This is a genomic window from Streptomyces sp. NPDC058646 (assembly GCF_042716875.1).
GTDB lineage: Bacteria > Actinomycetota > Actinomycetes > Streptomycetales > Streptomycetaceae > Streptomyces.
Genome location: NZ_JBHXRK010000011.1, coordinates 58,765 through 84,256, shown reverse-complemented (window position 1 = coordinate 84,256; position 25,492 = coordinate 58,765). Strand labels below are relative to the sequence as shown.

Here is a 25,492-nt window from a genome sequence, read left to right as displayed (position 1 = left end):
GAGCCTGCCGCGTGAAGGGGGAGTGGCCCGATCAGCTCACCCTTCGGCGCGTCGCGTGCGCCGGGTGAGGCGCGCGTGCAGGGAACGGGCGGATGCGTCGGTCAGGCACGCGATCTGGTCGATGACCGCCCGTTTCCTGGCCCGGTCGTCCGGGGCCGCGTCGAAGATCGCCCGGAACTGCGGGTCGAGGCCCTCCGGGGCGCGGGCGCTCAGCGCCTCGGCGAGTTCGGCCAGGACGATGCGCTGGTCGGCCCGGATCCGCTCCTGCTCGTCCCGCTGCATGACGTACAGGTCGGCGACCGCCTTCAGCACCGCGCACTCGTTGCGCGCCTCGCGCGGGACCACCAGCTCCGCGGCGTACCGGGTCAGCCGGCCGGAGCCGTACGCCTCGCGGGTGGCGCCCTCGGCGGCCAGGCAGAAACGTCCGATCAACTGGCTGGTGGCGTCCTTCAGCCGGGCCTGCGCGACGGCCGAGCCGTCGTACCCGTGCGGCCACCACTCCTCTTCCAGCAGCCGGTCCAGCGCCTCGCGCAGCTCTTCCGGCTCGGTGTCCGCGGGCACGTACCGGCCGATCGCGACCCGCCAGATCGCCGCACGCTCGGGCTCGGAGAAGAGCAGATTGGGGTCGACGTGGCCGGCGTGCAGCCCGTCCTCGAAATCGTGGACGGAGTACGCGACGTCGTCCGCCCAGTCCATGACCTGGGCCTCGAAGCACTTGCGGTCCGCGGGCGCGCCGTCGCGCAGCCACGCGAAGACCGGCAGGTCGTCCTCGTACGCACCGAACTTCACGGAACCGGGGTCGGTGGGGTGGTCCCCCCGGGCCCAGGGGTACTTGGTGGCGGCGTCCAGGCAGGCCCGGGTGAGGTTGAGGCCGACGGAGACCAGCCCGCCCGTCGCCGGGTCGGGCACGAACCGCTTGGGCTCCAGCCGGGTCAGCAGGCGCAGCGACTGGGCGTTGCCCTCGAAGCCGCCGCAGTCCTTGGCGAACTCGTTGAGCGCCTCCTCGCCGTTGTGGCCGAAGGGCGGGTGGCCCATGTCGTGCGAGAGGCAGGCGGCCTCGACGAGGTCGGGGTCGCAGCCGAGCGCGGCGCCGAGCTCGCGGCCGACCTGCGCGCACTCCAGGGAGTGCGTCAGGCGGGTCCGCGGGCTCGCGTCCCAGTCGTACGAGCGGGTCCCGGGGGTGACGACCTGGGTCTTCCCGGCGAGCCGGCGCAGCGCGGAGGAGTGCAGGACGCGGGCCCGGTCGCGCTGGAAGGCGGTGCGCCCCGGCCGTTTGTCCGGTTCGGCGGCCCAGCGCTCGGTGGCGGCCGGGTCGTACGTCCGGTCGGGGGCGGTCGGGTCTGCGGGGGCGGGTGCGGTGCCTTCCATGCTGAGACGTTAACCGGAGACACCGACAATCCGAGCAATCCGAACGAACACGCTGCTCACGCCGTGGCCAGTTCCCGGCGGGGCAGCTGCCGCGCGGCGAGGGCTTCGTCGTAGCGCCGCAGGACCAGGCGGGCCAGCGCCGGGTGCGCGCCGAGCGGGGCGGCGGCCGGTCCGGGCGCGGCTGCCGCGCACTGCGCGGCGAACCGGCCGGGGCACGCGAAGTACGAGGCGACCGCGGGCCGGTGGTGGCCGCGAGCGGCCAGCTCCCGGACGGCCTCGGGGACGGTGGGGGCGGCGGCGGAGGCGTAGGCGGGCACGACGGGGACCCCGCCGAGGCGTTCGGACAGCAGGGCGGCCGTACGGCGGGTGTCCGCGGCGGAGTCGGGGTCGCGGGACCCGGCGGCGGCCAGGACCACGGCCGGACGCCCGTCCCGGGCCGAGCCCCAGCCGGACTCCACGAGCCGTTCGTACAGGGCCTCGACGAGCAGGGGGTGCGGGCCGAGCGGGGCGGCGACGAGGGTCCGCAGATGGGTGGCCCGGGCGGCGGCCGCGGGGAGGTCCCGTTTGACGTGGTGGCCGCGGCCCAGCAGCAGCGGCACCAGCACGGCCTCCCCGGTGGCCGCGCCCAGGGTGTCCCCGAGCAGCGGCCGGTTCAGCTCGATGTGCCCGAGCCGGACGTCGAGCCGGGGGCGCAGCTCTCGCACCCGTTCCAGGAGGGCTCCGGCGGTGTGCAGGGCGCGCGGGTCGCGGCTGCCGTGGGCCACGGCGACGAGGGTGGGGTGCATGGGGCGGCTCCGTGGGGGCGGGCGCGGGGCGGGCACAGCCCGCGCAGCTGCGTGCCGAGTTGGGCGGTGAACCGGGTCAGCAGCCCGGTCGCGCTGTCGAAGGGGAGGGACAGGGATTCGGGAGGGTGCACCTGCTCCGTCATGCACCGATCCTCCGCGCCGGACGTTGCCTGGGCGTTGCGTCGGGGTGACGGGTGTTTACCGGTTGCTCACTCGCTCACCCGCTCATTCGTGCGGGTGAAAGCGGGTGGGGGCGGAACTGTGGGCCGGGGGCGGTTCGTCAATCCGTGCGAACGACGCGTGCGGACGACGTGTGCGAGGTGCGGGGTGCGAGGGGGGACCATGAAGATGCCGGAGCGGGCTGGGCGTGCGGAGCGTGCGGTGCGTGGGCTGCGTACGGGATGGGCCGGGCGGGCCGGACGTGCGGTGCGGGAGGCGCTCCGGCGGCCGGGGTGGCCGAGGCGGCCGGGGCGGCCGGGGGTGCCGCGGGGCGTGCGGGGCAGGCGGCGGGCCGTGCAGCTGGTGATGGCGGGCTGCGTGCTGGCCCTGCTGCCCTCGGCGTGGACGCACGCGACGGCCGCGGACCGGCTGCGGACCACGGCCGACGCCCCCGAGGCCGAGGTGGCCGTGGTGTTCGGAGCGGGGCTGTGGCGGGGACGGCCCACGCCCTACCTGGCCGACCGGCTGGACGCCGCGGCCGAGCTGTACCGCACCGGCAAGGTGAAGGTCGTGCTGGTCACCGGAGACAACAGCCGCACGGAGTACGACGAGCCCGACGCCATGCGCACCTACCTCACCGGGCACGGGGTGCCGGACGAGCGGATCGTCAGCGACTACGCGGGCTTCGACACGTGGGACTCGTGCGTGCGGGCCAAGGAGATATTCGGGGTCGACCGCGCCGTGCTGGTCAGCCAGGGCTTCCACATACGCCGGGCCGTGGCGCTGTGCCAGGCGGCGGGCGTGGAGGCGTACGGGGTCGGGGTGGCCGACGTGCACGACGCCACCTGGTACTACGGCGGGGCCCGCGAGGTCTTCGCGGCGGGCAAGGCTGCGGTGGACGCGGCCCTGAAGCCGGCGCCGCGGTTCCTGGGGCCGAAGGAGGAAGGGGTGTCGCGGGCGCTGGCCGCTCTGGCAGACTGACGCCGCCATCGGCTTATGCCGATCAGTCATATACCAGTGCGTGCGGTCGAGAGCAGGGGTGTGCACCGTGGCTGTGGTGGATCTGAGCGGCAAGGTCGTCGTCATCACCGGCGGAGCCCGTGGCCTGGGCGCGGCGGCCGCGCGGGCCGTGGTGGACGGCGGCGGCCAGGTGCTGATCACCGACGTGCTGGAGGCGGAGGGCGCCGAGACCGCCGCCGGACTCGGCGGTGCGGCGCGCTTCCTGCGGCACGACGTGACGAGCGAAGCCGAGTGGCAGGCGGCACTGGAGTACGCGGTCACCGCGTTCGGCCGCATCGACGGCCTGGTCAACAACGCCGGCATAGCCACCGGCCAGTTCCTGGAGCACGAGAGCGTGGAGCACTTCCGCCGGGTCGTGGAGGTCAACCTGGTCGGCGTCTTCATCGGCATCAGGGCCGCGATCCCGCTGCTGCGGGCCGGCGGAGGCGGCTCCGTCGTCAACATCTCCTCCGCCGCCGGCCTGACCGGCCTCGCGCTCACCGCCGGGTACGGCGCCTCCAAGTGGGGGGTGCGCGGCCTGTCGAAGATCGGCGCGGTCGAACTCGCCGAGGCGGGCATCCGCGTCAACTCGGTGCACCCCGGCATGACCCTGACCCCGATGACCGCTCCCCTCGGCATCCGGGCGGGCGAGGGCGGCTACCCCGGTACCCCCCTGGGCCGTGTGGGCGTCCCCGAGGAGGTCGCCGCCGCCGTCGCCTTCCTGCTCTCGGACGCCTCGGCCTACACGACGGGCGCGGAACTCGCGGTCGACGGCGGCTGGACCGCGGGGCTGACGGTCAGCTACCTGACCGGAGGACGACCGTCCCCGGCGGGCGGGGCCTCACCGCCGGGGCCCGGGGGCGCTGAGGCCGAAAACCCCCACCTGTAACGCGGGGCGGCGGCCGGTGTAACACCCCTGGCGCACCGTGGGGCGCATGCACACGCCGGACGCCACCACCACCGCCACGCACTGCCCGTACTGCGCGCTGCAGTGCGGAATGACGCTCCGCCCCGAACCGGGCGGCGGCGCCGTGACGGTGGAGGAGCGTGCCGACTTCCCCGTGAACCGGGGCGCGCTCTGCGGCAAGGGCCGCACCGCCCCCGCCGTGCTCTCCTCCCGGGTGCGCCTGACCGAGCCGCTCGTCCGCACCCACGCCGGACGGCTGGAGCCGGCCACCTGGGAGGAGGCCCTCGACACCGTCGCCGAGGGCCTCGCCCGGACGGGACGCGCCCACGGCCCGGACGCCGTCGGGGTCTTCGGCGGCGGCGGGCTCACCAACGAGAAGGCGTACGCACTCGGCAAGTTCGCCCGGGTCGCCCTGCGCACCTCGCAGATCGACTACAACGGCCGCTTCTGCATGTCCTCGGCCGCCGCCGCCCACCAGCGGGCCTTCGGACTCGACCGCGGCCTGCCCTTCCCGCTGGAGGACATCCCCCGCACCGGCTGCGTGATCCTCGTCGGCTCGAACCTCGCCGAGACCATGCCTCCGGCCCTGCGCTACCTCACCGAGCTGAAGGCCAACGGCGGCACCCTGATCGTCATCGACCCCCGCCGCACCCGCACCGCCGAGCAGGCCGACCTCCACCTGGCCCCCCGCCCCGGCACCGACCTCGCGCTCGCCCTCGGCATGCTCCACCTGATCGTCGCGGAAGGGCGCACGGACGAGGAGTTCATCGCCGCCCGGACCACCGGCTGGGAGGAGACCCGGGCCGCCGCCATGGCCCACTGGCCGGAGCTGGTCGAACGCATCACCGGGATCCCCGTCCCCCGGCTCCGCGAGGCCGTCGCCCTGTTCTGCGCGCCGTCCTCCGCGATGGTGCTCACCGCCCGCGGTCCCGAGCAGCAGTCCAAGGGCACCGACACCGTCGGCGCGTGGATCAACCTGTGCCTGGCCACCGGGCGGGCCGGCCGCCCGCTCTCCGGCTACGGCTGCCTCACCGGCCAGGGCAACGGGCAGGGCGGCCGCGAGCACGGCCAGAAGGCCGACCAGCTCCCCGGCTACCGCAAGCTGACCGACCCGGCGGCCCGCGCGCACGTGGCCGGGGTCTGGGGCGTCGACCCCGACTCCCTGCCCGGCCCGGGCCGCAGCGCGTACGAACTCCTCGACGCACTCGGCACGGACGTGAAGGCCCTCCTCCTCATGGGCTCCAACCCCGTGGTCTCGGCGCCCCGCGCCGCCCACATCGAGGACCGGATCCGCTCGCTCGACTTCCTGGCGGTGGCCGACGTGGTGCTCTCCGAGACGGCCGCCCTCGCGGACGTGGTCCTCCCCGTCACCCAGTGGGCGGAGGAGACGGGCACGACCACGAACCTGGAGGGCCGCGTCCTGCTGCGCCGCCGGGCCCTGACCCCGCCGCCCGGCGTCCGCACCGACCTGGAGGTCCTGCACGGCCTGGCCGGCCGCCTCGGCATCGAGAAGGGCTTCCCCACGGACCCCGAGGAGGTCTTCGAGGAACTGCGCCGCGCCTCCGCCGGCGGCCCCGCCGACTACTCGGGCATCACCTACGCCCGCATCGCGTCGGAGCAGGGCGTCTTCTGGCCCTGCCCCGAAGCGGAACCCGCCGGCACCCCCCGCCTCTTCCTCGACGGCTTCGCCACCCCGGACGGCCGGGCCCGCTTCGTCCCCGTCTCCCACCGGGACGCCGCGGAGGTCCCCGACGCGCAGTACCCGATCCTGCTCACCACCGGCCGGGTCGTCTCCCAGTACCAGTCCGGGGCGCAGACCCGCCGCGTGGACGAGCTCAACGCCGCGGCCCCCGGGCCCTTCGTGGAGCTCCACCCCCGCCTCGCCGCCCGCATCGGCGCCGTCGACGGCAGCCCGCTGGCCGTCGTCTCCCGCCGGGGCCGCGCGGTGGCCCCGGCCCGGATCACGGACGCCATCCGCGCGGACACGGTCTTCATGCCCTTCCACTGGCCGGGCGAGGGCCGGGCCAACACCCTGACCAACCCGGCCCTCGACCCGGTCTCCCGCATGCCGGAGTTCAAGGTCTGCGCGGTCCGGGTGGAACCGGCCTAGCCGGGCGGGGACGCATCCGCGGACAGGGAGCGGAACGGCTCGGACGTGTGTCCGGTCCGCATCGGGGTTCTCCGCGGCGGGTAACCATCCGGTCACGCAGCGGGCTCAGAAAGTGCTCGCACGCCCCTCGTGGCCGCGATGTGCCGTACCCCACACTGAGGTGCGGTGCCCCCGTCCTCGGAGCCCTGGAGGCCGCCCCCGTGCAGACCGAGACCCTGACCGTGAACGCGGACGTGAGCGAGTCCTCGGAGGCCGAAGAGGCCGGGACAGAGGCCGAAGCCGTGGACGAAGAGCCCGAGGTGCTGGAGCTGATCGAGCAGGTCCCCGAGCAGCGCAGGCGCAGCGCCGACAGCGCCGGCGGAGCGGGACCTTCCGCGGATCTCTTCCGGCAGTACCTGCGCGAGATAGGCAGGATCCCGCTGCTCACGGCCGTGGAGGAGGTCGACCTCGCCCGGCGCGTCGAAGCCGGCCTGTTCGCCGAGGAGAAGCTCGCCGGAGCCGGTGACCTCGACTCGCAGCTCGCCCTCGACCTCGACAAGCTCGTCGTCATGGGGCGGATGGCCAAACGCCGGCTCATCGAGTCGAACCTGCGGCTCGTCGTCTCCGTCGCGAAGCGGTACGTGGGCCGCGGACTCACCATGCTCGACCTCGTCCAGGAGGGGAACCTCGGACTGATCCGCGCCGTCGAGAAGTTCGACTACGCCCGCGGGTACAAGTTCTCCACCTACGCCACCTGGTGGATCCGGCAGGCGATGTCCCGGGCCCTCGCCGACCAGGCCCGGACCATCCGCGTACCCGTCCACGTCGTCGAGCTGATCAACCGCGTGGTCCGTGTCCAGCGCCGCATGCTCCAGGAACGCGGGTACGAACCCACGGCCGAGGAGGTGGCCGTCCACCTCGAACTGACCCCCGAGCGGGTCATGGAGGTGCTCCGGCTCGCCCAGGAGCCGGTCTCGCTCCACGCCCCGGTGGGCGAGGAGGACGACGTGGCGCTCGGCGACCTCATCGAGGACGGCGACGCCGCGTCCCCCGCCGAGTCCGCCGCGTTCTTCCTGCTGCGCGAGCACCTGGAAGCGGTGCTCTCGACGCTGGGGGAGCGGGAACGCAAGGTCGTCCAGCTGCGCTACGGGCTCGCCGACGGGCGTCCCCGCACCCTGGAGGAGATCGGCCGGATCTTCGGCGTCACCCGCGAACGGATCCGGCAGATCGAGTCCAAGACCCTCGGCAAGCTCCGGGACCACGCCTTCGCCGACCAGCTCCGGGGCTATCTGGACTGACGGCGAGGGGCGCCCCGCAGGGCGCCCCCCTCCGTCCCGGCCCCGCCCCGGGGCCCCGTCCAGCCGCCCCGTCCGGGCTAGTCGACCTCGGCGACCGCCTGCGCGAACTGGGCCGCGTACAGGCGCGCGTACGCGCCGCCCGACGCCAGCAGCCCCTCATGGGTGCCCTGTTCCACGATCGACCCGTTCTCCATGACCAGGATCACGTCCGCGTCGCGGATCGTGGACAGTCGGTGCGCGATCACGAAGGACGTACGCCCGTGCGCCAGGCGCGCCATCGCCTTCTGGATCAGCACCTCGGTACGGGTGTCCACCGAACTGGTCGCCTCGTCGAGCACCAGGATGACCGGGTCCGACAGGAACGCCCGGGCGATCGTGATCAGCTGCTTCTCGCCCGCGCTGACCCCCGCGCCCTCGTCGTCCAGCACGGTGTCGTAGCCGTCCGGCAGCGTGCGGATGAAACGGTCCGCGTGCGCCGCCCGCGCCGCCTCCTCGACCTCGGCGCGCGTGACCTCCCGCGAGGCCCCGTAGGCGATGTTCTCCGCGATCGTGCCGCCGAACAGCCAGGTGTCCTGCAGCACCATGCCGATGCCGGTGCGCAGTTCCTCACGCGTCATCTTCGCGATGTCCACCCCGTCCAGGGCGATCTCGCCGCCCGTGACCTCGTAGAACCGCATCAGCAGGTTGACCAGGGTGGTCTTGCCCGCGCCCGTCGGGCCGACGATCGCGACCGTGTGGCCCGGCTCGACGTCCAGCGACAGGTTCTCGATGAGCGGCTTGTCCGGCTCGTAGCGGAAGGCCACCTTGTCGAGCGTGACCCGGCCGCGCACCGTGTCCGGTCGCTCCGGAACCTCGGCGTCCGGCTCCTGCTCCCGCGCGTCCAGCAGCTCGTAGACCCGCTCCGCCGAAGCGACGCCGGACTGCACCAGGTTCGCCATCGAGGCGACCTGCGTCAGCGGCATCGAGAACTGGCGCGAGTACTGGATGAAGGCCTGCACGTCACCGATCGACAGGGTGCCCGAGGCCACCCGCAGCCCGCCGACGACCGCCACCAGCACGTAGTTGATGTTCGACAGGAACGCCATCACCGGCTGCATGAGGCCGCTGACCAGCTGCGCCTTGAACGAGGCCCGGAACAACGCCTCGTTCTGCTCGGCGAAGAGGGCCGCGGACTCCTTCTGCCGCCCGAACACCTTGACCAGCGTGTGGCCCGAGTACATCTCCTCGATGTGGGCGTTCAGCGTGCCCGTGCTCTTCCACTGCGCCACGAAGTGCGGCTGGGACCTCTTGCCGATCTTCGCCGCGACGACGACCGAGACCGGCACCGTCACCAGCGCGACCAGCGCCAGCAGCGGAGAGATCCAGAACATCATCGCCAGGACGCCGACGATCGTCAGCAGCGAGTTCAGCAGCTGCCCCATCGTCTGCTGGAGCGTCTGGCCGATGTTGTCGATGTCGTTGGTGGCCCGGCTGAGCACCTCACCGCGCTTCTGCTGGTCGAAGTACGACAGCGGAAGCCGCGACAGCTTCGCCTGCAACTCCTCGCGCATCCGGTACACGGTGCCGTTCATGACGTGGTTCGACAGCCGTGTCGCGACCAGCATCAGCAGGCCCGCGAGGGTGAAGACCACCAGCGCCCAGACCGCCACGGTCCCGACCGCGCCGAAGTCGATGCCCTCGCCCGGGGTGAAGTCGGTGCCGGCCAGCATGTCGGCCATGCCGCCCTTGCCGTCGGCGCGCAGCCCGTCCAGGGCCTGCTGCTTGGTGATCCCCGCCGGCATCTGCCGGCCCACGATCCCCGCGAAGACGAGGTCGGTGGCCCGGCCGAGGATCTTGGGTCCGATCACGGTGAAGGCGACGCTGCCGACGACGGCGACGACCATGCCCCACAGCTTGGCCCGGTCCTGCGCGATCTGACCCAGCAGCCGCTTGCCCGAGCCCTTGAAGTCCAGGGACCGCTGAACGGGTCCCGCCATCATCCGTCCTCCGGGCCCGCTCATGCGGCCTCCGCCTCCGTCAGCTGGGAGAGCACGATCTCCCGGTAGGTCTCGTTCCCGGCCATGAGCTCGTGGTGCCGTCCCACGCCGACGACCCGGCCCTCGTCCAGGACGACGATCCGGTCGGCCTCGCGGATGGTCGACACCCGCTGGGCCACGATGACCACCGTCGCGTCCTCGGTCTCCCGGGCGAGCGCCGCGCGCAGCGCCGCGTCCGTCGCGTAGTCGAGGGCCGAGAAGGAGTCGTCGAACAGGTAGATCCCGGGGCGCTGGACCAGCGTCCGGGCGATCGCCAGCCGCTGGCGCTGACCGCCGGAGACGTTGGTTCCGCCCTGGGCGACCGGGGCGTCCAGGCCGCCCTCCAGTTCCGTGACGAACTCCTTCGCCTGGGCCACCTCCAGCGCCCGCCACAGCTCCTCGTCGGTCGCCTCCGGGCGCCCGTACCGCAGGTTGGAGGCCACGGTCCCGGAGAACAGGTACGGCTTCTGCGGGACCAGGCCGACCGTCCTGGCCAGCAGCTCCGGGTCGAACCGCCGCACGTCCTCCCCGTCGACCAGCACTTGGCCGCCGGTCACGTCGAACAGCCGCGGGACCAGGCCCAGCAGGGTGGACTTGCCGCTTCCGGTGGAGCCGATCACCGCGGTGGTCTCGCCGGGGCGGGCCACCAGGTCCACCCCGCGCAGTACGGGGACCTCGGCGCCCGGGTAGCGGAAGTCGGCGCCGCGCAGTTCCAGCAGCCCGCGCCGGGCGAGCTCGTGCACCGGATCGGCGGGCGGGACCACGCTCGACTCCGTGTCCAGGACCTCCTGGATGCGCTCGGCGCAGACCTCGGCGCGCGGCACCATCATGAACATGAAGGTGGCCATCATCACGGCCATGACGATCTGCAGCAGGTAGGCGAGGAAGGCCGTCAGCTGGCCGATCTCCATGCCGCCGCTGTCCACCCGCATCGCACCGAACCAGATGACGGCGACGCCGGCGATGTTCACGACCACGATCACGGTGGGGAACATCAGGGCGAGGAGCTTGCCGGCGGCCAGCGACACGCCGGTCAGATCGGCATTGGCCTTCCGGAAACGATCCTTCTCGTACGCGTCGCGCACGAAGGCGCGGATCACCCGGTTGCCGGTGATCTGCTCGCGCAGGACCCGGTTCACGGTGTCGAGGCGCTCCTGCATCTGCCGGAACAGCGGACGCGTCCTGAAGACGATCGCGCCGACGGCGATCCCGAGGACGGGCACCACGCCGAGCAGCACGCCCGAGAGCTGCACGTCGAGCGAGAGGGCCATCGCGATGCCGCCCACGCACATGATCGGCGCCGCGACCATCAGGGTGAAGGCCATCAGCACCAGCATCTGGACCTGCTGGACATCGTTCGCCGTACGGGTGATCAGCGACGGGGCGCCGAACTGCCCCAGCTCCCTGGCGGAGAAGCTCTGCACCCGGTCGAAGACGGCTCCGCGGACGTCCCGGCCCAGGGCCGCCGCCGTGCGGGCGCCGAAATAGACGGCCCCCGCGTTGCAGACCAGCTGGACCAGCGAGACACCGAGCATCAGCGCGCCGAAGCGCAGGATGTAGCCGCTGTCACCGTTGACCACGCCCTGGTCGATGATGTCCGCGTTCAGCGTGGGCAGGTAGAGGGTCGCACCGGTCTGCAGGAGTTGCAGCAGGACCAGGAGGCCGACGGTTTTCCGGTACGGGCCCAGGTGGGTCCGCAGAAGTCGTATGAGCACGCGCGAGGCTCCGGTGGGCAAGATCGAGGGGGGCCCTCCATCTTGGGCCACACCGCCCTCCGATCCCCACCGGATTTCGCAAAGGCCGGTCAAAAGGAGTAGCTCCGCACGGCCGCAGACCTACGCCGGACTCCCCCCGCCGCATCCCGGCGGGGGACGGGGGCGCCGGACGGCCTCAGAAGGCCCGGGGGTGGATCTCCTCGCGCGTCGCGACGTACTGCTGGCGGACCGCCTGCCACGCCGCGAAGTCCTCGCCCGCCTCGAAGATCTGCGCCGCGGGCGCCGGCCAGAGCGGCGGGGTGTGCGGGGACAGGGTGCCCTGCTGCGCCCCGAGGGCCCAGGCGGCCTGGCGCGCCGCGCCCAGCGCGGCGTAGTCGGCCGGCTCCGGCACCACGATCTGCGTGCCGAACAGCCCCGGAGCGGCGGCCTGTACGGCGGGCAGCCCGGCCGCCGCGCCGAGCAGGAACACCCGGCGGATCCCGACCCCGCGCGAACGCAGCACGTCCAGCGCGTCCACCAGCCCGCACAGCATGCCCTCGAAGGCGGCCCGGGCCAGGTGTTCCGGCTTCATCGAGTCCCGCCGCAGCCCCGAGAGGGTCCCGGCGGTGTGCGGCAGGTTCGGCGTCCGCTCACCCTCCAGGTACGGCAGGAGCACGAGGCCGTGGGCGCCCGGCGTCGACTTCAGCGCGAGGTCGGAGAGCCCCTCCAGGTCGGTGCCCAGCAGCTCGGCCGTGCCGCGCAGGGCCCGTACGGCATTGGAGGTGTTCACCACGGGCAGGTGCATGCCGCCCGCGTCGGCCATCGAGGTGATCAGGCCGCCCGGCTCCGACAGTGCCTCGTGGTGCACGGCCATCACCGAGCCCGAGGCCCCCAGCGAGACCACGGCGTCGCCGGGGCCGACCCCGAGGCCCAGCGCGGCGGCCATCGTCTCGCCCGTGCCCGCGGAGATCAGCAGCCCCTCGGGCGTGGTCCCGGCGGCGTCGGCCGGGCCGAGCACCTCCGGCAGCAGCGCCTGGTGCCCGAGCGCCAGCTCGACCAGGTCGGGGCGCCAGGAGCCGGTGGCCGCGGACCAGTACCCGGTGCCCGAGGCGCCGCCCCGGTCGGTGGTCCGCCGGGCGGGCCGGCCCAGCAGCTGCCAGACCAGCCAGTCGTGCGGGGACAACACCACCGCCACCCGGCGGGCGGCCTCCGGTTCGGTGCGGGCCAGCCAGGCCAGCTTGGCGAGGGGCTGCGCGGAGTGCGGGACCGCACCCACCGCCTCGGCCCAGGCCCCGCGGCCGCCCAGGGCCTCGATGAGGTCGGCGGCGGCGACCTGGCCGCGCTTGTCGTTGCCGACCAGTGCGGGCCGGACGAGCCCGCCCTGCGCGTCCAGCGGCAGCAGGCCGTGCTGCTGGGCCGACACGCCGATGGCCTGGACCCCTTCGAGGAGCCCGCCGCCGGCGGCCTCGCCGAGGGAGAGCAGCCAGGCCTGCGGATCGGTCTCGTGGGGGTTCGCGCCGGCGGGATCCCCGGCGGGCTGCGGATGGGGCGCGTACCCCTGGCGCAGCACGGCACCCGTTTCGGTGTCACAGACGACGATGCGAGTGAAGGCGGAAGAACTGTCCAGCCCGGCGACTATCCCCATACGGAGGATTCTGCCGCACGCAGGCCCGGTCTCCACCGCCCAGGAGCCCCCGGAGACCTCTCGGCCCCCGGGAGCATCGCGGACTCCGACACTCCGGAATCCCGCGGTCCGGGACTCAGGTGTTGCTGGTGCCCCAGTCGTCCTCGGCGCCGGCCCGGTCCCGCAGGCCCCGTACCCGCCCGGCCAGCGAGGCCGGCACCACGTCGCCGACCTTCTGGCTCACGGCGGCGAAGGCCTTTCCGGCGTACTCGCGCCCGCTCTGCCCGGCCGTCTCGGCGGCATTGCGGACCGCCGGGTTCTGGGAGATCTCCCGCGCGGACTTCTTCAGCTGTTCGTAGCGTTCGCGCCCGGCCCGCGTTCCGAGCACGTACCCGAGGGCCAGTCCGACCGCGAACATGACCTTGTACCGCATGCCTGTCACCCTTCGTCGTGTGGTGCCCGGCCCGCTGGCGATACCGATTGGCGGAGCACCCCCCTGCTTGCGCTAATCTATGACTCGCAGCGGGCGCTCGCCCCCCGGCAAGGCCGGAGGTGGGCTGTTCGATGCACCGCAGCAATCCCCTGTAGCTCAATTGGCAGAGCAGCCGGCTGTTAACCGGCAGGTTACTGGTTCGAGTCCAGTCGGGGGAGCGCGGTCCCCTGTAGCTCAATTGGCAGAGCATTCGGCTGTTAACCGGAGGGTTGCTGGTTCGAGTCCAGCCGGGGGAGCAGGAGAAGAAGAGGAGGCCCCATGGGTCCTCCTCTTCTTTTTTTCTTCTTTCCTGCCCGCGTCCGGGAACCGGGCAGCCCTCAGTACGGTCTCTCTGAACAGGCCAAGCCGATCATGCGAGGCATCCGAGGCAGGAGATCGTATGAGCGGCTATGCTGCGGCAGACGGCGCGCACACATGTACGCGCCACGCCGTGAAGGGGCGGTAGCTCAGCCGGTTAGAGCAGCGGACTCATAATCCGTCGGCCGTGGGTTCGAGTCCCACCCGCCCCACTGCAAGCCGCAGGTGCAGAAACGATCGCACCTGCGGCTTTGGCGTATCTGTGGGGCTGAGGGCCTCCGGCGCCGGGGGATTCCCGGAGGGGCCGGGCTAGAAGTTCTCCGTTTCGTCCGTCAGGTGGCGCAGGACGTCCGACAGGTCCTGGCGGCGGGCGAAGGCGGCGCGCTGCCGGTGGGCGCCCGAGCCGCCCCGGAGGAGGCCCGCCATGGTCCTGGCCGCGTGGTCGAGGTCGCCGGAGGCGGCCAGTTCCGGGGCGATCAGGTCCAGCAGGGCCTCCGCCAGGTCGGCCGCGGGGAGTTCGACGCCCGTGTACGGGTCGAGGCCGAAGCCCTCCAGCCCGTCGTGGGCCGCCCGCCAGCGCGCGAGGCGCAGTACGTCGTCCCGTACGGCCGGCTCGGGCCGCTGCTCCGCGATCTCGCGGATGGCCGTGGCCACCAGGGCCCGGCCCAGTTCGGCCTGGAGGACCGCCGTGTCGATGTCCGGGGACATGTCGGGCGCCCGGATCTCGAGCGTCGGCCAGTTCCCCGAGGGGCGGACGTCCCAGTAGACCATCTTCGTGTCCAGGGCGGCCCCGGAGCCGAGCAGGGTCTGCACCGAGCGCCGGAAGTGGGCCGTGGACGTGAAGTGCGGGGGCAGCCCGGCGGAGGGCCAGCCCGCCCAGGCCATGGCGCGCCAGCTCGCGTGCCCGGTGTCGCGGCCGCCCCAGAACGGCGAGTTGGCGGCCAGCGCGATCAGCGTGGGCAGCCAGGGCCGGACCCGGTTGGACACCGCCACCGCCGTGTCCACGTCGAGGGTGCCGATGTGGATGTGGCGGCCGCAGCTCACCAGGGTGTCGGTGAGCGCGCCGAAGCGGCGGTGCTGCTCGCGCTGGCGCGGCTCGTCGTCGGTCAGGTGCAGCGGCCCCTCCACGGCCACGACCGGCGAGGGCGCGGCCAGCAGCCGGCAGCCGTGGGCGCGGGCCGCCGCGCCGAGGGTGCGGCGCAGCCCGGCGAGTTCCTCGCGCAGGGTGGCCGCCGAATGGGCGACCGGGGTGGAGATCTCCACCTGGTAGCGGGTTCCCTCGGGGTGCAGCTCACCGGGCAGCCCGGCGGCCGTGGCGAGGACGAGCGGAGCGGCCGGGACCACCCGGAAGGTGCGGGCGTCGACGAGGAGGAATTCCTCCTCGACACCGACGGTGAGGGGGACGGTGGTGCGCACCGTGTTCTGTGCGGTGCCGGTGCTCGTGGTGCTGTTGCCAGGTTCGATCACTGCGCCTCCCTGGACATACGAGTCTTTTCATCATGAGCTGAACAGGAGGTGGGGAGCGCACGCCGATTCGGTCAAATCGCCGGTGGCAGTGGCGAGTTAGCGGCAAGGGGCGGTCCGGCCTGGGGCCCGCGGTCCGGGTGGGGAGACAGTGGCCGGTGGGTGAGCGCGGGAGAAAACCGCAGGAACCGGCGGACGGCCGCCGCCTATCATCCGCTGTGACCCGTACTGCCGAGACCGAGACCGCACGCCCCCGCCGGCGCATATTCGCCGACCTCACCCCCCTGCGCACCTCCCCGGACTACCGGCGGCTGTGGATCGGGGGAACGATCTCCTGGCTGGGTCAGGCGATGACCGCCCTCGCGATCTCGCTCCAGGTCTACGACATCACCGGCTCCAGCTTCTCCGTCGGGCTCGTCGGACTCTTCTCCCTCGTCCCGCTCGTCGTCTTCGGGCTCTACGGCGGGGCCGTCGCCGACACCGTGGACCGGCGCAAGCTCGGCCTCTACAGCGCCCTCGGGTCCACCGTCCTGTCGATCGCGCTCGCCGGGGCCGCGCTCCTCGACCACCACCGGGTCTGGTTCCTGTACGCGGTCGTCGCGCTGCAGTCCGTCTGCGGTGCGCTCAACGGGCCGGCCCGGGCGGCCATGACGCCCCGCCTGCTGCCGGCCGAGCAGCTGCCCGCCGCCAACGCACTGAACACCGTGACCATGACCGCCGGGATGATGGCCGGGCCCATGCTGGGCGGCTTCATCGTCGGCTGGTGGGGCTACCAGGCGGCCTACCTGATCGACGCGGTGACCTTCAGCGCCGCCCTGTACGCCATGTGGCGGCTGCCGTCGATGAAACCGGACCGCGCCGAGGGCGCGCGGGGGCGGGCCTCCGTCCTGGACGGGCTGCGCTTCCTCGGGACCCGGCCCAACATCCGGATGACCTTCTTCTCCGACATGGCCGCCATGGTGCTGGCCCATCCGAAGGCACTCTTCCCCGCCGTCGCCGTGCTCTGGTACGGCGGGGACGCCAAGACGGTCGGCGCGCTGGTCGCCGCGCCCGCGGTGGGGGCGCTGCTGGGCGGCGTGTTCTCCGGCTGGCACGGGCGCGTCCACCGCCAGGGCGTGGCGATCCTGCTGGCAGTCGGGGCCTGGGGACTGGCGATCGCCGTCTTCGGGCTCACCCGGAACCTGTGGCTCGGGCTGCTCTTCCTCGCCCTGGCCGGGTACGCGGACACCACCTCGATGGTGTTCCGCACCACGATGCTCCAGGCCGCCACCCCCGACGAGCTGCGCGGACGGCTCCAGGGCGTCTTCATCGTGGTCGTCGCGGGAGGGCCCCGGCTCGGGGACTTCCTCGCCGGGACGGCCGCCGGCCTGGCCTCCCCGACCGTGGCCGTCACGGGCGGCGGGCTCGGGTGCGTGCTGGTGCTGGGCCTGCTGGCCCTGCGCTGGCGGGGCTTCGCCCGGTACGACGCCCGGTCTCCGCAGGCGTAGCGGGGTCCCGCGGACCGCCTCTCGTCAGGCCCCGTCCCGGTCCGCCGCCGGGCTCACGATGCCGCGGGCCACACCCAGGGCCACCAGGTCCTGGGGGCGGATGCGGAGCTGGCCCGCCGTGGAGGGGGCGGCCGTCGGGGGGCGCTTGAGGATGGCCGCCGCCAATTCGGGGGCGATCACCGAGAAGTAGCTGTCCGGGGTGACCCAGGTGTTCCCCGGCGCGGCCAGCGCGAGGGCGCCGCCCGAGCCGCCCTCGCCGATCAGCAGGGTGGTGACCGGGACCGAGGCCGCCGCCAGCGCGGCGAAGGCGTCCGCGATGGCGGCTCCGGCGCCCGCGTGCTCGGCGGCGGCGTCGTTGGCTGCACCCGGGGTGTCCACCAGGGTGAGCACCGGGATCCCCAGCCGGTCCGCGAGGCGGACGACCCGGGCGGCCGTACGGTAGCCCGCGGGCCGGGTGGCGGTGCCGCACTGGGCGGCGTACGCCACGGGCCGCCCCTCCCGCAGACCGAACCCGCACAGCATGCCCGGGTCCCTGCCGCCGGCCCGGTCCCCGGACAGCGGGAGGCGCAGGCCGAAGTAGGAGTCCAGGTAGGCCTCGGCGTGCGGCCGGCCGGGGTGGCGGGCCTGGAGTACGGCGTCCCAGCCGGTCTCCGGCGGCTCCGCGCCCGCCAGCGCGGCCGGCGGCTCGACGGGCTCGGCCGGCCCCTCGGCGCGGGGCGCGGCCAGGACCCGGAGCCAGCCGGCCAGGGTCCCGGGGAGGTCTGCCGGGGCGACGACGGCGTCCACGTGCCCGGCGGCGTACTGTCCCTCGGCGCAGTACGCCGCCGGGTCCGCGTCCGCCGGACGCACCCGGGACCCGGCGAAGCCGACCTGGGCCCCGGGGAGGGCGAGGACGACGTCGGCCCCGGCGCCGAGGGTGGCCCAGCCGCCGCCGGTGGTCGGGTCGCGCAGCACGGCGATCTGCGGGAGCCCGGCGGCCCGGGTCAGGACGCCCTGGCGGGCCACGCGCTGGAGCTGTGTCAGCGCGAGCATGCCCTCCTGCATCCGGGAGCCGCCGGTGGCGATGAGGGAGACGAGCGGGAGGCGGTGTTCCCGAGCGTGGCTGTAGGCGGCTTCGAGCCGGTCACCGGTGCGCTGGCCCAGGGAGCCGCCGAGGAAGCCGAACTCGAAGGAGATCACGGTGGCTTCCCGGCCGCCGATGCGGGCCGTGCCGGTGACGACGGACTCCTGCTCGCCGGTGCGGGCCGTGGCCCGGGCGCGGGAGTCGTCGTAGCCGGCCCAGGCCAGCGGACCGTCCGGCGGGGACTCCCGCCGGGGGGCGGGGAGTTCGGCGAAGGTGCCGGGATCGGCAACGGAGGCGATGGCCGCGCGGGCCGAGAGGCGGGTCGTCATCACCCGGTCACCCTAGGCCCTGTCGTCGAAGTGGCGCCGGTCAGGCCCGCGGCGTCCGGCGCCGGGCATCGCAAGGCGGAGGGGTGCCCGCGTACTGGACGTACTCGGGTGCCCCGACAACACGGCGAGGTGCGGTGCCGGACGCCGCGGGCCAGGCGCCACTTCGACGACAGGGCCTAGGGGGTGCCGCGCGCGGGAGCAGCGGGAGAACCGGCCGCCGCAGGGGCCCGGTCGGGGCGAAGGCGGCGAGGGCGAGGGCGAGGGGAAGGGGAAGGGGCAGGGGAAGGCAGCGGCCCTACAGAGCCGACTCCCAGGTCGTCGTCGTGCCGCGGGTGCCCGATTCCGTGCGGCCGTCGTCGACCACCGTCAGGCGGGCCCGGCCGGGGTCCGCCTCGATGCCCACCTCGACCGAGGTGACCCCGCTGCGCCGGTGCGCCGCGGCCAGCGCGCCGCGCAGGGCCGCGAGCAGATCGCCCGCCACCGGCTCGGGGATCAGCGCGTCCACCGCGCCCGCGAAGTGCACGGACGGCTGGAACCCCAGCAGGACCCCCGCGCTGCCCGTTTCCCGCAGGACCCGCCCCCGGAAGGTCGTCGGGGCGTCGGACGGCGGCTGCTGGAGGGCGAAGATGGCCGTCCGGACCTCCTGGATCGTGGAGTCCAGCTCGTCGACGGCGCGGCTGAGCTCCTCGCCCACCGGGTCGCCGGACGGCGCGTTCGCGGCGCGCCGCCGGGTGCTCTCCAGCATCATCTCCGTCGCGAACAGCCGCTGCACCACCAGGTCGTGCAGGTCCCGCGCGATCCGGTCGCGGTCCTCGTACACCGCCAGCTGCTCCCGGTCGTGCTGCGCGTCCGCGAGGACGAGGGCGAGCGCGGCCTGCGAGGCGAACTGGGAGGCCAGCAGCCGGTCCACCGCGTCGTACGGGGCGCCGCCGCGGGCGCGCGGAAGGGCCAGCGTGCCGATCAGCCGGCCGCCGCTCTGCAGCGGGAGCATCATGCTGGGCCCGAACCGTTTCCGGACGTGCGTGGTCATCCGCGGATCGGTCGCCGAGTCCTCGATGAACACCGGCTCGCCGCCCAGCAGTTGCTCCAGCACCGGCGAACCGGGGGCGATGGCCGTCCCGACGAGGTCCCCCGGTTCGCCCTGCGTGGAGGCGGCCACGATCTCCATCCCGCCCTGCGGGGTCGGCTGGAGCACCACTCCGGCCTCCGCGTCGGCGAGCAGCCGGGCCCGCTCGGCCACGCACTTCAGCGCGTCCGCCGCGGGCCGGCCGGCCAGCAGGGTCGTGGTGACGGCGGCGGCGCCCTCGATCCAGCGCTCCCGGCGGCGGGCGGTCTCGTACAGCCGGGAGTTGCCGATCGCCATGCCCGCCTGCGAGGCCAGGACGCGCACCAGGGCCAGGTCCTCGTCGGTGAAGGAACCGCCGCCCCGCTTCTCGGTGAGGTAGAGGTTGCCGAAGACCTCGGTGTGCACCCGGATCGGAACCCCCAGGAAGCTGCGCATCGGCGGATGCCCCGGGGGGAAGCCGGCGGCCCGGGGATCCTGGGTGAGGTCGTCGAGCAGGAGGGGGCGCGGGTCGGAGACGAGGACGCCGAGCAGCCCGGAGCGGCCGTCCGGCAGACGGCCGATCGCGACCCGCTCCGCCTCGCCCATCCCGGCCGTGAACAGCTCGGTCAGCCGGACGCGCTCGGGGTCGACGACCCCGAGCGCCACGTAGCGTGCCGCGCACAGCTCGGCCGCCGAGTCCACGATGTGCTGGAGCGTCGAGCGCAGCTCCAGCTCGGAGCCGACGCTGAGCACCGCCTCCAGCAGTACGGGAAGCCCCGACTGCTCCGGATCCGGATCCGGATCCGGATCCTGCTCCGGCTCCGGCTCCTGCTCCGGACGTGTCCGCTCCGGGTGCTCCTGTTGCGGTCCGGGCTCCGGATCCCTCATCCGGACAGCGGGTTGAGAACCATGGGGGCGATCTTCCCTTCGAGCATCGCGCCGAGACCGAGTACGGCGCACACGTCCGGGCGTTCCGCGATGGCGACGGGCATGCCGGTGGCGTCGCGCAGCATCTGGTCCAGGCCCGGCAGCAGCGCGCTGCCGCCCACCATCATGATCCCCCGGTCCGTCAGGTCGGCGACCAGGTCCGGCGGGCAGTCCCGCAGCACCTTGCCGATGCCGTCGAGGACGGCGGTCAGGGGGGTGTGGATGGCGTCCCGTACGGCGGCGGTGTCCACGTGGACCGAGCGGGCCAGTCCGGTGGCCACGTCCCGGCCGTGGATGAGGGTGGAGGCCGGTCCCTCGGCGGTGATGCCGTTGCCGTGCAGGGCCAGCTGGAGCGGCCGGACGGCCTGGCTCGGCAGCATCAGCTCGTGCGCGTGGCGCAGGTGCTGGACCACCGCGTGGTCGATGGCCTCGCCGCCGACGGGGATCCGCTCGGCGGTGACGATCGAGCCGAGGGAGAGGACGGCCACCTGGGTGGCGGCTGCTCCGCACACCATGATCATGGTCGCGGTCGGCTGTTCCACGGGGAGGCCGCAGCCGACGGCCGCGGCGATCAGGGTGTCGACCAGTTCGACACGCCGGGCCCCGAGGCCGACCAGGGTCTCCACCGTCGCCCGCTGGGCCAGCGGATCCGCGTCGTGCGGGGTGCAGGCGGCGGCCCGCAGCCGGGGCTTGCGGCGCAGGGCGCGCCGCAGCTTCTCGCCGAGCAGGTGGCGCAGCATCCGCTGGGCCATCTCGATGTCGACGACCGTGCCGCCGGAGACGGGGCGGACGACCCGGATGTAGTCGGGCGTGCGGCCGGTCATCCGTTCGGCGAAGGTCCCCACGGCGATGAGTGCGCCGGTCCGCGTGTTCACCGCGGCGACGCTGGGCTCGTCGACGACCAGGCCGGCGCCCTTGACGTACACGCGGGTTCTGGCCGCACCCAGGTCGACGGCGACGTGGCAGCGGCGCAACTGCTCAAGACTGACGGTCACGGCAGATCCTCCCGAGAGCGCTGACGCAAGGGACCGGCGGAATGCCGGTCGCTTTTCCTATCATCTCGGACATTTGGCCAACACCGCCCGTTGAGCTGCTCCGGCCGGGGGGTTCTCGCGCCTGCATGGGGGTGGATTTCTGTACCGACAGGCAGCAGCATGCGCGCACTGCACGCGCTACTCACGCGTAACAAGGTAAAGGAGCCCCGATGCTGACGGTCCGCCAGAGACTGCTGGCTCTCCTGACGCTCTGCCTGGCGCTGCTGGCGCCCTTCCCCTCCCATGCCGCCGACCGGGTCACCGGCCCCGCCCCTGACCAGGCATCACCGCGCAGCCCGGTGGTCTTCGTGCACGGCTTCAACGCGGACCCGGGTGTCTGGGGGAGCCTGCGCGAGGACCTCCGGGCCGCCGGGTACGCCGACTCGGAACTCTTCTCCTGGGGTTACGACACCCACCAGTCGGTCAACGAGGTGCTCGCCGGCCGGCTCGGCGCGTACGTCGAGGAGGTCCGCCGGCAGACCGGCGCCGCGAAGGTCGACGTGGTCTCGCACTCCTTCGGCTCGCTCGTGAGCCGCTGGTACGTGAAGTTCGGGGGCGGCGGCGCCGCCGTGGACCACTGGGTCTCGCTGGCGGGCCCCAACCGGGGCACCTCCACCGCCTGGGCCTGTGCCCTGTGGGACCAGGCGTGCCGAGACATGACCCCCGGTTCCTACGTGGTGAAGAACCTGAACGCCGGGGACGAGACCCCGGGCGCGGTGAAGTACGCGACCTTCTGGTCGAACTGCGACGAGGTGGTCAATCCGGACGACAGCGTCCCGCTGGGCGGAGCCGCCAACACGCAGGTCGGCTGCCTGAAGCACAACGACCTGCTCGGCGACGACGGCACCTCGGCGGGGGTGCGCGCCTTCCTCTCCTCCTAGGCCGTCTCCCGGTCGGGCCGGTCCCCGGTGTCCCCGCCGGACACCCGCTGGAGCAGGCCGTACGTGAACTCCGCCACGTACGGCCGACCCCGCGCGGCGAAGGCCAGGCGCCAGCGGGTCGGTGCGGTGCCCTCCATCGGCCGCGCCGGCGGGAAGGCGCGTGCCACCTCGTCCACCGTCGCCCCCCAGGGGAGCAGGTCGTCCGGCGACTCCAGTACGGGCCCCCGCGCCCCCGGGGCCCGCACCAGCCACTCGTTCCACACCGCCCCGTCCGGCGCGGCCAGCACCTCGAAGCGCAGGTCCGGCCAGAGCGGCACCGGCCACAGCAGGGCCTCGCACTCCAGGTCGCCGATCCTGCGGGCCCCGGCGGACTCCGGCGGGCCGAGCACCGAGCGGTAGCGGGCGAGGGCCCCGCGGGACCGGGGCGAGCGGACCATGGCCTGCCAGCGCTTGTTGGCCTCCCGCTGCTCGGCGAGGGAGGCGCCCAGCCGGTGGCGGGCCCGGTCGGCGAGGTCCGGCTGGAAGTCCGCCATCCGCCGGAGCAGGACCAGCTGGAAGGCGTACGGACCGAAGGCTCCCCGGGCGCCGGGAGGCGGGTTCGCTGTCATGGGGCCCACGATTCCACACAGGATCCTTACGTTCCCGGGATCCGGATGTTGCCGCGGACCACGTAGCCTGCGGGCGCCATGAACTACTGCCCCGCCTGCCAGAGGTACCTCAACGGAGCACTCGCGTGCGCCGGCTGCGGAACCCCGGCCCAGTACTTGATGCCGGCCGCCCCGGCCGTGCCGGACGTGCCCGCCACCCCCTACGCGGAGGAGGCCGCCCCCGCGCAGCACTCCACGCCGGCCGACGTGCACGCCGACTCGCTGGTCGTGCTGTCCGGGCCGGGCGAGCGCGTGCCCGGAGCCCGGCGCCGCGCCTCGCACCGCAGGCGCCGCCGGACCGTGCTGACCGTCGGGCTCGGGCTGCTGCTCGCCACCGGCGGCACGCTGGCCGCGGCCCGGATGGTCGCGGACGGAGAGGGCAGCGACCGGGCCGCCAGGGTGGTGCTGACCGACGACGCCCCTCCGCAGCAGCCGGTCCCGGCGCCGGACCTGCCCACGGCCGCAGCGCCGTCGGGCAAGGGGTCGGGCAAGCCCTCCGGATCCGCGAAGCCCGGCACGGGGGCCCCGAAGCCGGACGGGACGGGGACCGCCTCCCCGGGCGCCACGCAGCCGGGGCCGACGTCCTCCGCGCCCGCTCCGGCCACCTCGGGTCCGGCTTCCGGCACGCCCGGCCCGGGGAGCAGTACCGCGGGGCCGACCGGCTCGGGCAAGCCCTCGTCCGGTGCCACCGCGACCCCCACGAAGACGCCGGTGGCGCCTCCGCCGTCGCCCGCCCCGTCACCGTCCCCGACGCCGACGAAGGCGCCGTGCCAGTGGTGGCAGATCTTCGGCTGTTAGCAGGTCGGCCGGGTCAGCCCAGCATCCGCCTGAGCAGGTCCCTCAGCACCGCCCGCTCGGCGGTGGACAGCCCGGCCAGGGGCTCGCGCGCGAAGTCCAGCGACTCGCGCAGCCGGTCCGTGGTCTGCAGCCCCTCCTCGGTGGGGGCGGCCAGCTTCACCCGGCGGTCGGCCGGGTCCGGGCGGCGTTCCACGAGGCCGCGGGACTCCAGCCGGTCGATGATGCCGGTGATGTTGGACGGCTCGCACTTCAGCTTCTGCGCGATGCGGCGCATCGGCAGCGGCTCCAGGGAGAGCAGGCCCAGTACGCGGGCCTGGGCGCCGGTGAGCTGGTGGCGGGCGGCGGCGTGCTCGTACTCCTCGTGGTAGCGGGCCACGACGTCACCGATGAGTTCGACGACCTCGAGGGTCACTGGGTCTGCGCGACGACTGGGCATGGATCCAGCGTACCCATTTACTTGACAACATGAAATATCCAGGCGCATGGTTGTTTCACGTTGTGAAGTACTTTTCGGTGAAGCACCGCCTTTCCCCTCAGGAGCGCCGCATGTCCGAGATCCCCGCCGTCAGCCGTGAGTGGCACCTCGTCCGCCGTCCGCAGGGATGGCCCGTCGCCGAGGACTTCGCCCTGCGCGAGGTCCCCGTCTCCGCCCAGCCCGCGCCCGGCCGGATCCTCGTACGCAACCTGCACATGTCCGTGGACCCGTACATGCGGGGCCGGATGAACGACGTGAAGTCCTACGTCCCGCCCTTCCAGCTGGACAAGCCGATGGACGGCGGGGCGGTCGGCGAGGTCGTGGCCTCCGCCGACGAGCGCTTCGCCGTGGGCGACCACGTCCTGCACGGCCTGGGCTGGCGCGAGTACGCGGAGCTCGACGCGAAGCACGCCACCACGGTGGACGCCTCGCTCGCCCCGCTCCCCGCCTACCTCGGCGTGCTCGGCATGCCGGGCCTGACCGCCTATGCGGGACTCTTCGAGGTCGCCTCCTTCAAGGAGGGGGACGCGGTCTTCGTCTCCGGCGCGGCCGGTGCGGTCGGCGGCCTCGTCGGCCAGTTCGCCAGGATCAAGGGCGCCTCCCGGGTGATCGGCTCCGCCGGCTCGGACGAGAAGGTGACGCTGCTCACGGAGAAGTACGGCTTCGACGCCGCCTTCAACTACAAGAACGGCCCCGTCGGCGAGCAGCTCAAGGAGGCCGCGCCCGAAGGCATCGACGTCTACTTCGACAACGTCGGCGGGGACCACCTGGAGGCCGCCATCTCCTCCCTGAACGTCAAGGGCCGGGCCACCCTCTGCGGTGCGATCGCCCACTACAACGACACGGAGGCCGCCCCCGGCCCCCGCAACCTCATGCAGGTCATCGGCAAGCGGCTGCGGCTCCAGGGCATCCTGGTCAACGACCACGCCGGACTGCAGCCGCAGTTCGTCCAGGACGTCGCCGGATGGCTGCGTTCCGGTGAGCTGCGGTACGACGAGACGGTCGTCGAGGGCGTCGAGAACGCGACCGGAGCCTTCCTCGGCATGCTGCGCGGCGAGAACACCGGAAAGATGATCGTTTCTTTCACCGGTTAGGCTCACCCCACACCGTTGCGATTTGTGGGCGCGAGTCGCGGCGATTCACCAGGAGGATCTTCTTACATGTCCATCCAGTACTCCGATGTCGCGTACACCGCTGTCGCCACCGCCGAGAACGGCCGTGACGGCCGCGTCGCCACCGACGACGGCCAGCTCGACGTCGTCGTGAACCCGCCGAAGGCGCTCGGTGGCAGCGGCGCCGGCACCAACCCGGAGCAGCTGTTCGCCGCCGGCTACAGCGCCTGCTTCCAGGGCGCCCTGGGTGTCGTCGCCAAGAACGAGAACGCCGACATCACCGGCTCCACCGTCACCGCCGAGGTCGGCATCGGCAAGAACGACGAGGGCTTCGGCCTGATCGTCAAGATCTCCGCCGTGATCCCGAACGTGGACGCCGCCACCGCCAAGGACCTCATCGAGAAGGCCCACCAGGTCTGCCCGTACTCCAAGGCCACCCGCGGCAACATCACCGTCGAGCTCGCCGTCTGATCCGGCCCGCTCATGGAGGCCGCACCCCGGC

At 73.5% G+C, this 25,492-nt stretch carries 21 protein-coding genes and 3 tRNA genes; 12 read left to right on the top strand and 12 right to left on the bottom strand.

The window, feature by feature from the left end; genetic code table 11:
- Positions 1 to 36: 36 nt before the first annotated feature.
- Both ACFWUZ_RS15745 and ACFWUZ_RS15740 read right to left on the bottom strand, forming a co-directional pair.
- The gene (locus tag ACFWUZ_RS15745; protein ID WP_384372368.1) at positions 37 to 1,368 is read right to left on the bottom strand and encodes a deoxyguanosinetriphosphate triphosphohydrolase; all 1,332 of its coding nucleotides are present in this window, start codon (positions 1,366 to 1,368) and stop codon (positions 37 to 39) included.
- 56 nt (positions 1,369 to 1,424) lie between these two features.
- The gene (locus ACFWUZ_RS15740) at positions 1,425 to 2,153 is read right to left on the bottom strand and encodes a sirohydrochlorin chelatase (RefSeq protein ID WP_384372366.1); all 729 of its coding nucleotides are present in this window, start codon (positions 2,151 to 2,153) and stop codon (positions 1,425 to 1,427) included.
- A 342-nt stretch (positions 2,154 to 2,495) separates the two neighbouring features.
- Between ACFWUZ_RS15740 and ACFWUZ_RS15735 the strand changes: the two genes are divergently transcribed.
- The 4 genes from ACFWUZ_RS15735 (at position 2,496) to ACFWUZ_RS15720 (ending at position 7,605) form a co-directional block, all read left to right on the top strand.
- On the top strand, positions 2,496 to 3,293 hold the full coding sequence (locus ACFWUZ_RS15735) for a vancomycin high temperature exclusion protein (protein ID WP_384372364.1): 798 nt from the start codon (positions 2,496 to 2,498) through the stop codon (positions 3,291 to 3,293).
- A 73-nt stretch (positions 3,294 to 3,366) separates the two neighbouring features.
- Positions 3,367 to 4,200 carry an SDR family oxidoreductase gene (locus tag ACFWUZ_RS15730; RefSeq protein ID WP_384372622.1) on the top strand — a complete coding sequence of 278 codons (834 nt, stop codon included), beginning with the start codon at positions 3,367 to 3,369 and terminating at the stop codon, positions 4,198 to 4,200.
- Between the two features lie 46 nt (positions 4,201 to 4,246).
- A complete protein-coding gene (locus ACFWUZ_RS15725; RefSeq protein WP_384372362.1) occupies positions 4,247 to 6,328 on the top strand; it encodes a molybdopterin oxidoreductase family protein in 2,082 nt (693 codons plus the stop codon).
- Positions 6,329 to 6,528: 200 nt separating this feature from the next.
- Complete coding sequence (locus ACFWUZ_RS15720; protein ID WP_384372360.1) at positions 6,529 to 7,605, top strand: RNA polymerase sigma factor; 1,077 nt, start codon at positions 6,529 to 6,531, stop codon at positions 7,603 to 7,605.
- A gap of 77 nt (positions 7,606 to 7,682) precedes the next feature.
- Here ACFWUZ_RS15720 and ACFWUZ_RS15715 read toward each other — a convergent pair whose 3' ends face one another.
- From ACFWUZ_RS15715 to ACFWUZ_RS15700, 4 genes are all read right to left on the bottom strand, one after another.
- Complete coding sequence (locus tag ACFWUZ_RS15715; protein WP_384372358.1) at positions 7,683 to 9,605, bottom strand: ABC transporter ATP-binding protein; 1,923 nt, start codon at positions 9,603 to 9,605, stop codon at positions 7,683 to 7,685.
- Positions 9,602 to 11,335, bottom strand: coding sequence for an ABC transporter ATP-binding protein (locus ACFWUZ_RS15710; protein ID WP_384372356.1), 1,734 nt, complete (start codon positions 11,333 to 11,335; stop codon positions 9,602 to 9,604). The genes ACFWUZ_RS15715 and ACFWUZ_RS15710 overlap by 4 nt, the downstream gene beginning before the upstream one ends.
- Before the next feature lie 175 nt (positions 11,336 to 11,510).
- Positions 11,511 to 12,959 carry an FGGY family carbohydrate kinase gene (locus ACFWUZ_RS15705; RefSeq protein WP_384372354.1) on the bottom strand — a complete coding sequence of 483 codons (1,449 nt, stop codon included), beginning with the start codon at positions 12,957 to 12,959 and terminating at the stop codon, positions 11,511 to 11,513.
- Positions 12,960 to 13,074: 115 nt separating this feature from the next.
- On the bottom strand, positions 13,075 to 13,371 hold the full coding sequence (locus tag ACFWUZ_RS15700) for a YtxH domain-containing protein (RefSeq protein WP_384372352.1): 297 nt from the start codon (positions 13,369 to 13,371) through the stop codon (positions 13,075 to 13,077).
- A 145-nt stretch (positions 13,372 to 13,516) separates the two neighbouring features.
- Here ACFWUZ_RS15700 and ACFWUZ_RS15695 point away from each other — a divergent pair.
- The 3 genes from ACFWUZ_RS15695 (at position 13,517) to ACFWUZ_RS15685 (ending at position 13,940) form a co-directional block, all read left to right on the top strand.
- Positions 13,517 to 13,589, top strand: a tRNA-Asn gene (locus ACFWUZ_RS15695).
- A gap of 5 nt (positions 13,590 to 13,594) precedes the next feature.
- Positions 13,595 to 13,667 (top strand) — tRNA-Asn (locus tag ACFWUZ_RS15690).
- 199 nt (positions 13,668 to 13,866) lie between these two features.
- Positions 13,867 to 13,940: transfer RNA gene (locus ACFWUZ_RS15685), tRNA-Ile, on the top strand.
- 97 nt (positions 13,941 to 14,037) lie between these two features.
- On the opposite strand, the gene ACFWUZ_RS15680 is transcribed toward ACFWUZ_RS15685, so the two are convergent.
- Positions 14,038 to 15,195, bottom strand: coding sequence for a glutamate--cysteine ligase (locus ACFWUZ_RS15680; protein WP_384372350.1), 1,158 nt, complete (start codon positions 15,193 to 15,195; stop codon positions 14,038 to 14,040).
- 215 nt (positions 15,196 to 15,410) lie between these two features.
- Here ACFWUZ_RS15680 and ACFWUZ_RS15675 point away from each other — a divergent pair, with 215 nt between their 5' ends.
- Positions 15,411 to 16,679 (top strand): MFS transporter, encoded by a 1,269-nt coding sequence (locus tag ACFWUZ_RS15675; RefSeq protein WP_384372348.1) that lies wholly within the window; start codon positions 15,411 to 15,413, stop codon positions 16,677 to 16,679.
- 24 nt (positions 16,680 to 16,703) lie between these two features.
- Here the strand turns inward: ACFWUZ_RS15675 and ACFWUZ_RS15670 are convergent, their stop codons facing one another.
- From ACFWUZ_RS15670 to ACFWUZ_RS15660, 3 genes are all read right to left on the bottom strand, one after another.
- Positions 16,704 to 18,071, bottom strand: coding sequence for a carboxyl transferase domain-containing protein (locus ACFWUZ_RS15670; RefSeq protein WP_384372620.1), 1,368 nt, complete (start codon positions 18,069 to 18,071; stop codon positions 16,704 to 16,706).
- Positions 18,072 to 18,366: 295 nt separating this feature from the next.
- Positions 18,367 to 20,004, bottom strand: a complete 1,638-nt coding sequence (locus ACFWUZ_RS15665; protein WP_384372346.1) for a GAF domain-containing protein — start codon at positions 20,002 to 20,004, stop codon at positions 18,367 to 18,369.
- Positions 20,001 to 21,038, bottom strand: a complete 1,038-nt coding sequence (locus tag ACFWUZ_RS15660; protein WP_384372344.1) for a rod shape-determining protein — start codon at positions 21,036 to 21,038, stop codon at positions 20,001 to 20,003. The genes ACFWUZ_RS15665 and ACFWUZ_RS15660 overlap by 4 nt, the downstream gene beginning before the upstream one ends.
- A gap of 209 nt (positions 21,039 to 21,247) precedes the next feature.
- Between ACFWUZ_RS15660 and ACFWUZ_RS15655 the strand changes: the two genes are divergently transcribed.
- Entirely contained in the window at positions 21,248 to 21,958 is a 711-nt protein-coding gene (locus ACFWUZ_RS15655) for an esterase/lipase family protein (protein WP_384372342.1), read from the top strand.
- On the opposite strand, the gene ACFWUZ_RS15650 is transcribed toward ACFWUZ_RS15655, so the two are convergent.
- Positions 21,955 to 22,566 carry a hypothetical protein gene (locus ACFWUZ_RS15650; RefSeq protein WP_384372340.1) on the bottom strand — a complete coding sequence of 204 codons (612 nt, stop codon included), beginning with the start codon at positions 22,564 to 22,566 and terminating at the stop codon, positions 21,955 to 21,957. The genes ACFWUZ_RS15655 and ACFWUZ_RS15650 overlap by 4 nt on opposite strands.
- 78 nt (positions 22,567 to 22,644) lie before the next feature.
- On the opposite strand from ACFWUZ_RS15650, the gene ACFWUZ_RS15645 reads away from it, so the two are divergent.
- Complete coding sequence (locus tag ACFWUZ_RS15645; RefSeq protein WP_384372338.1) at positions 22,645 to 23,403, top strand: hypothetical protein; 759 nt, start codon at positions 22,645 to 22,647, stop codon at positions 23,401 to 23,403.
- A gap of 13 nt (positions 23,404 to 23,416) precedes the next feature.
- Here ACFWUZ_RS15645 and ACFWUZ_RS15640 read toward each other — a convergent pair whose 3' ends face one another.
- Entirely contained in the window at positions 23,417 to 23,839 is a 423-nt protein-coding gene (locus ACFWUZ_RS15640; RefSeq protein WP_384372336.1) for a MarR family winged helix-turn-helix transcriptional regulator, read from the bottom strand.
- A gap of 110 nt (positions 23,840 to 23,949) precedes the next feature.
- Between ACFWUZ_RS15640 and ACFWUZ_RS15635 the strand changes: the two genes are divergently transcribed.
- Positions 23,950 to 24,972: an NADP-dependent oxidoreductase gene (locus ACFWUZ_RS15635; protein ID WP_384372334.1), complete on the top strand. Its 1,023-nt coding sequence runs from the start codon at positions 23,950 to 23,952 to the stop codon at positions 24,970 to 24,972.
- Positions 24,973 to 25,038: 66 nt separating this feature from the next.
- Positions 25,039 to 25,461, top strand: coding sequence for an organic hydroperoxide resistance protein (locus ACFWUZ_RS15630; protein WP_384372332.1), 423 nt, complete (start codon positions 25,039 to 25,041; stop codon positions 25,459 to 25,461).
- Positions 25,462 to 25,492 lie beyond the last annotated feature (31 nt).

Excerpts from the sequence above, each read along its gene's own strand:
- ACFWUZ_RS15745 (WP_384372368.1), bottom strand. The coding sequence starts at position 1,368 with ATGGAAGGCACCGCACCCGCCCCCGCAGACCCGACCGCCCCCGACCGG.
- ACFWUZ_RS15740 (WP_384372366.1), bottom strand. The coding sequence starts at position 2,153 with ATGCACCCCACCCTCGTCGCCGTGGCCCACGGCAGCCGCGACCCGCGC.
- ACFWUZ_RS15735 (WP_384372364.1), top strand. The coding sequence starts at position 2,496 with ATGAAGATGCCGGAGCGGGCTGGGCGTGCGGAGCGTGCGGTGCGTGGG.
- ACFWUZ_RS15725 (WP_384372362.1), top strand. The coding sequence starts at position 4,247 with ATGCACACGCCGGACGCCACCACCACCGCCACGCACTGCCCGTACTGC.
- ACFWUZ_RS15715 (WP_384372358.1), bottom strand. The coding sequence starts at position 9,605 with ATGAGCGGGCCCGGAGGACGGATGATGGCGGGACCCGTTCAGCGGTCC.
- ACFWUZ_RS15705 (WP_384372354.1), bottom strand. The coding sequence starts at position 12,959 with ATGGGGATAGTCGCCGGGCTGGACAGTTCTTCCGCCTTCACTCGCATC.
- ACFWUZ_RS15700 (WP_384372352.1), bottom strand. The coding sequence starts at position 13,371 with ATGCGGTACAAGGTCATGTTCGCGGTCGGACTGGCCCTCGGGTACGTG.
- ACFWUZ_RS15670 (WP_384372620.1), bottom strand. The coding sequence starts at position 18,071 with ATGACGACCCGCCTCTCGGCCCGCGCGGCCATCGCCTCCGTTGCCGAT.
- ACFWUZ_RS15665 (WP_384372346.1), bottom strand. The coding sequence starts at position 20,004 with ATGAGGGATCCGGAGCCCGGACCGCAACAGGAGCACCCGGAGCGGACA.
- ACFWUZ_RS15655 (WP_384372342.1), top strand. The coding sequence starts at position 21,248 with ATGCTGACGGTCCGCCAGAGACTGCTGGCTCTCCTGACGCTCTGCCTG.
- ACFWUZ_RS15650 (WP_384372340.1), bottom strand. The coding sequence starts at position 22,566 with ATGACAGCGAACCCGCCTCCCGGCGCCCGGGGAGCCTTCGGTCCGTAC.
- ACFWUZ_RS15645 (WP_384372338.1), top strand. The coding sequence starts at position 22,645 with ATGAACTACTGCCCCGCCTGCCAGAGGTACCTCAACGGAGCACTCGCG.
- ACFWUZ_RS15640 (WP_384372336.1), bottom strand. The coding sequence starts at position 23,839 with ATGCCCAGTCGTCGCGCAGACCCAGTGACCCTCGAGGTCGTCGAACTC.
- ACFWUZ_RS15635 (WP_384372334.1), top strand. The coding sequence starts at position 23,950 with ATGTCCGAGATCCCCGCCGTCAGCCGTGAGTGGCACCTCGTCCGCCGT.
- ACFWUZ_RS15630 (WP_384372332.1), top strand. The coding sequence starts at position 25,039 with ATGTCCATCCAGTACTCCGATGTCGCGTACACCGCTGTCGCCACCGCC.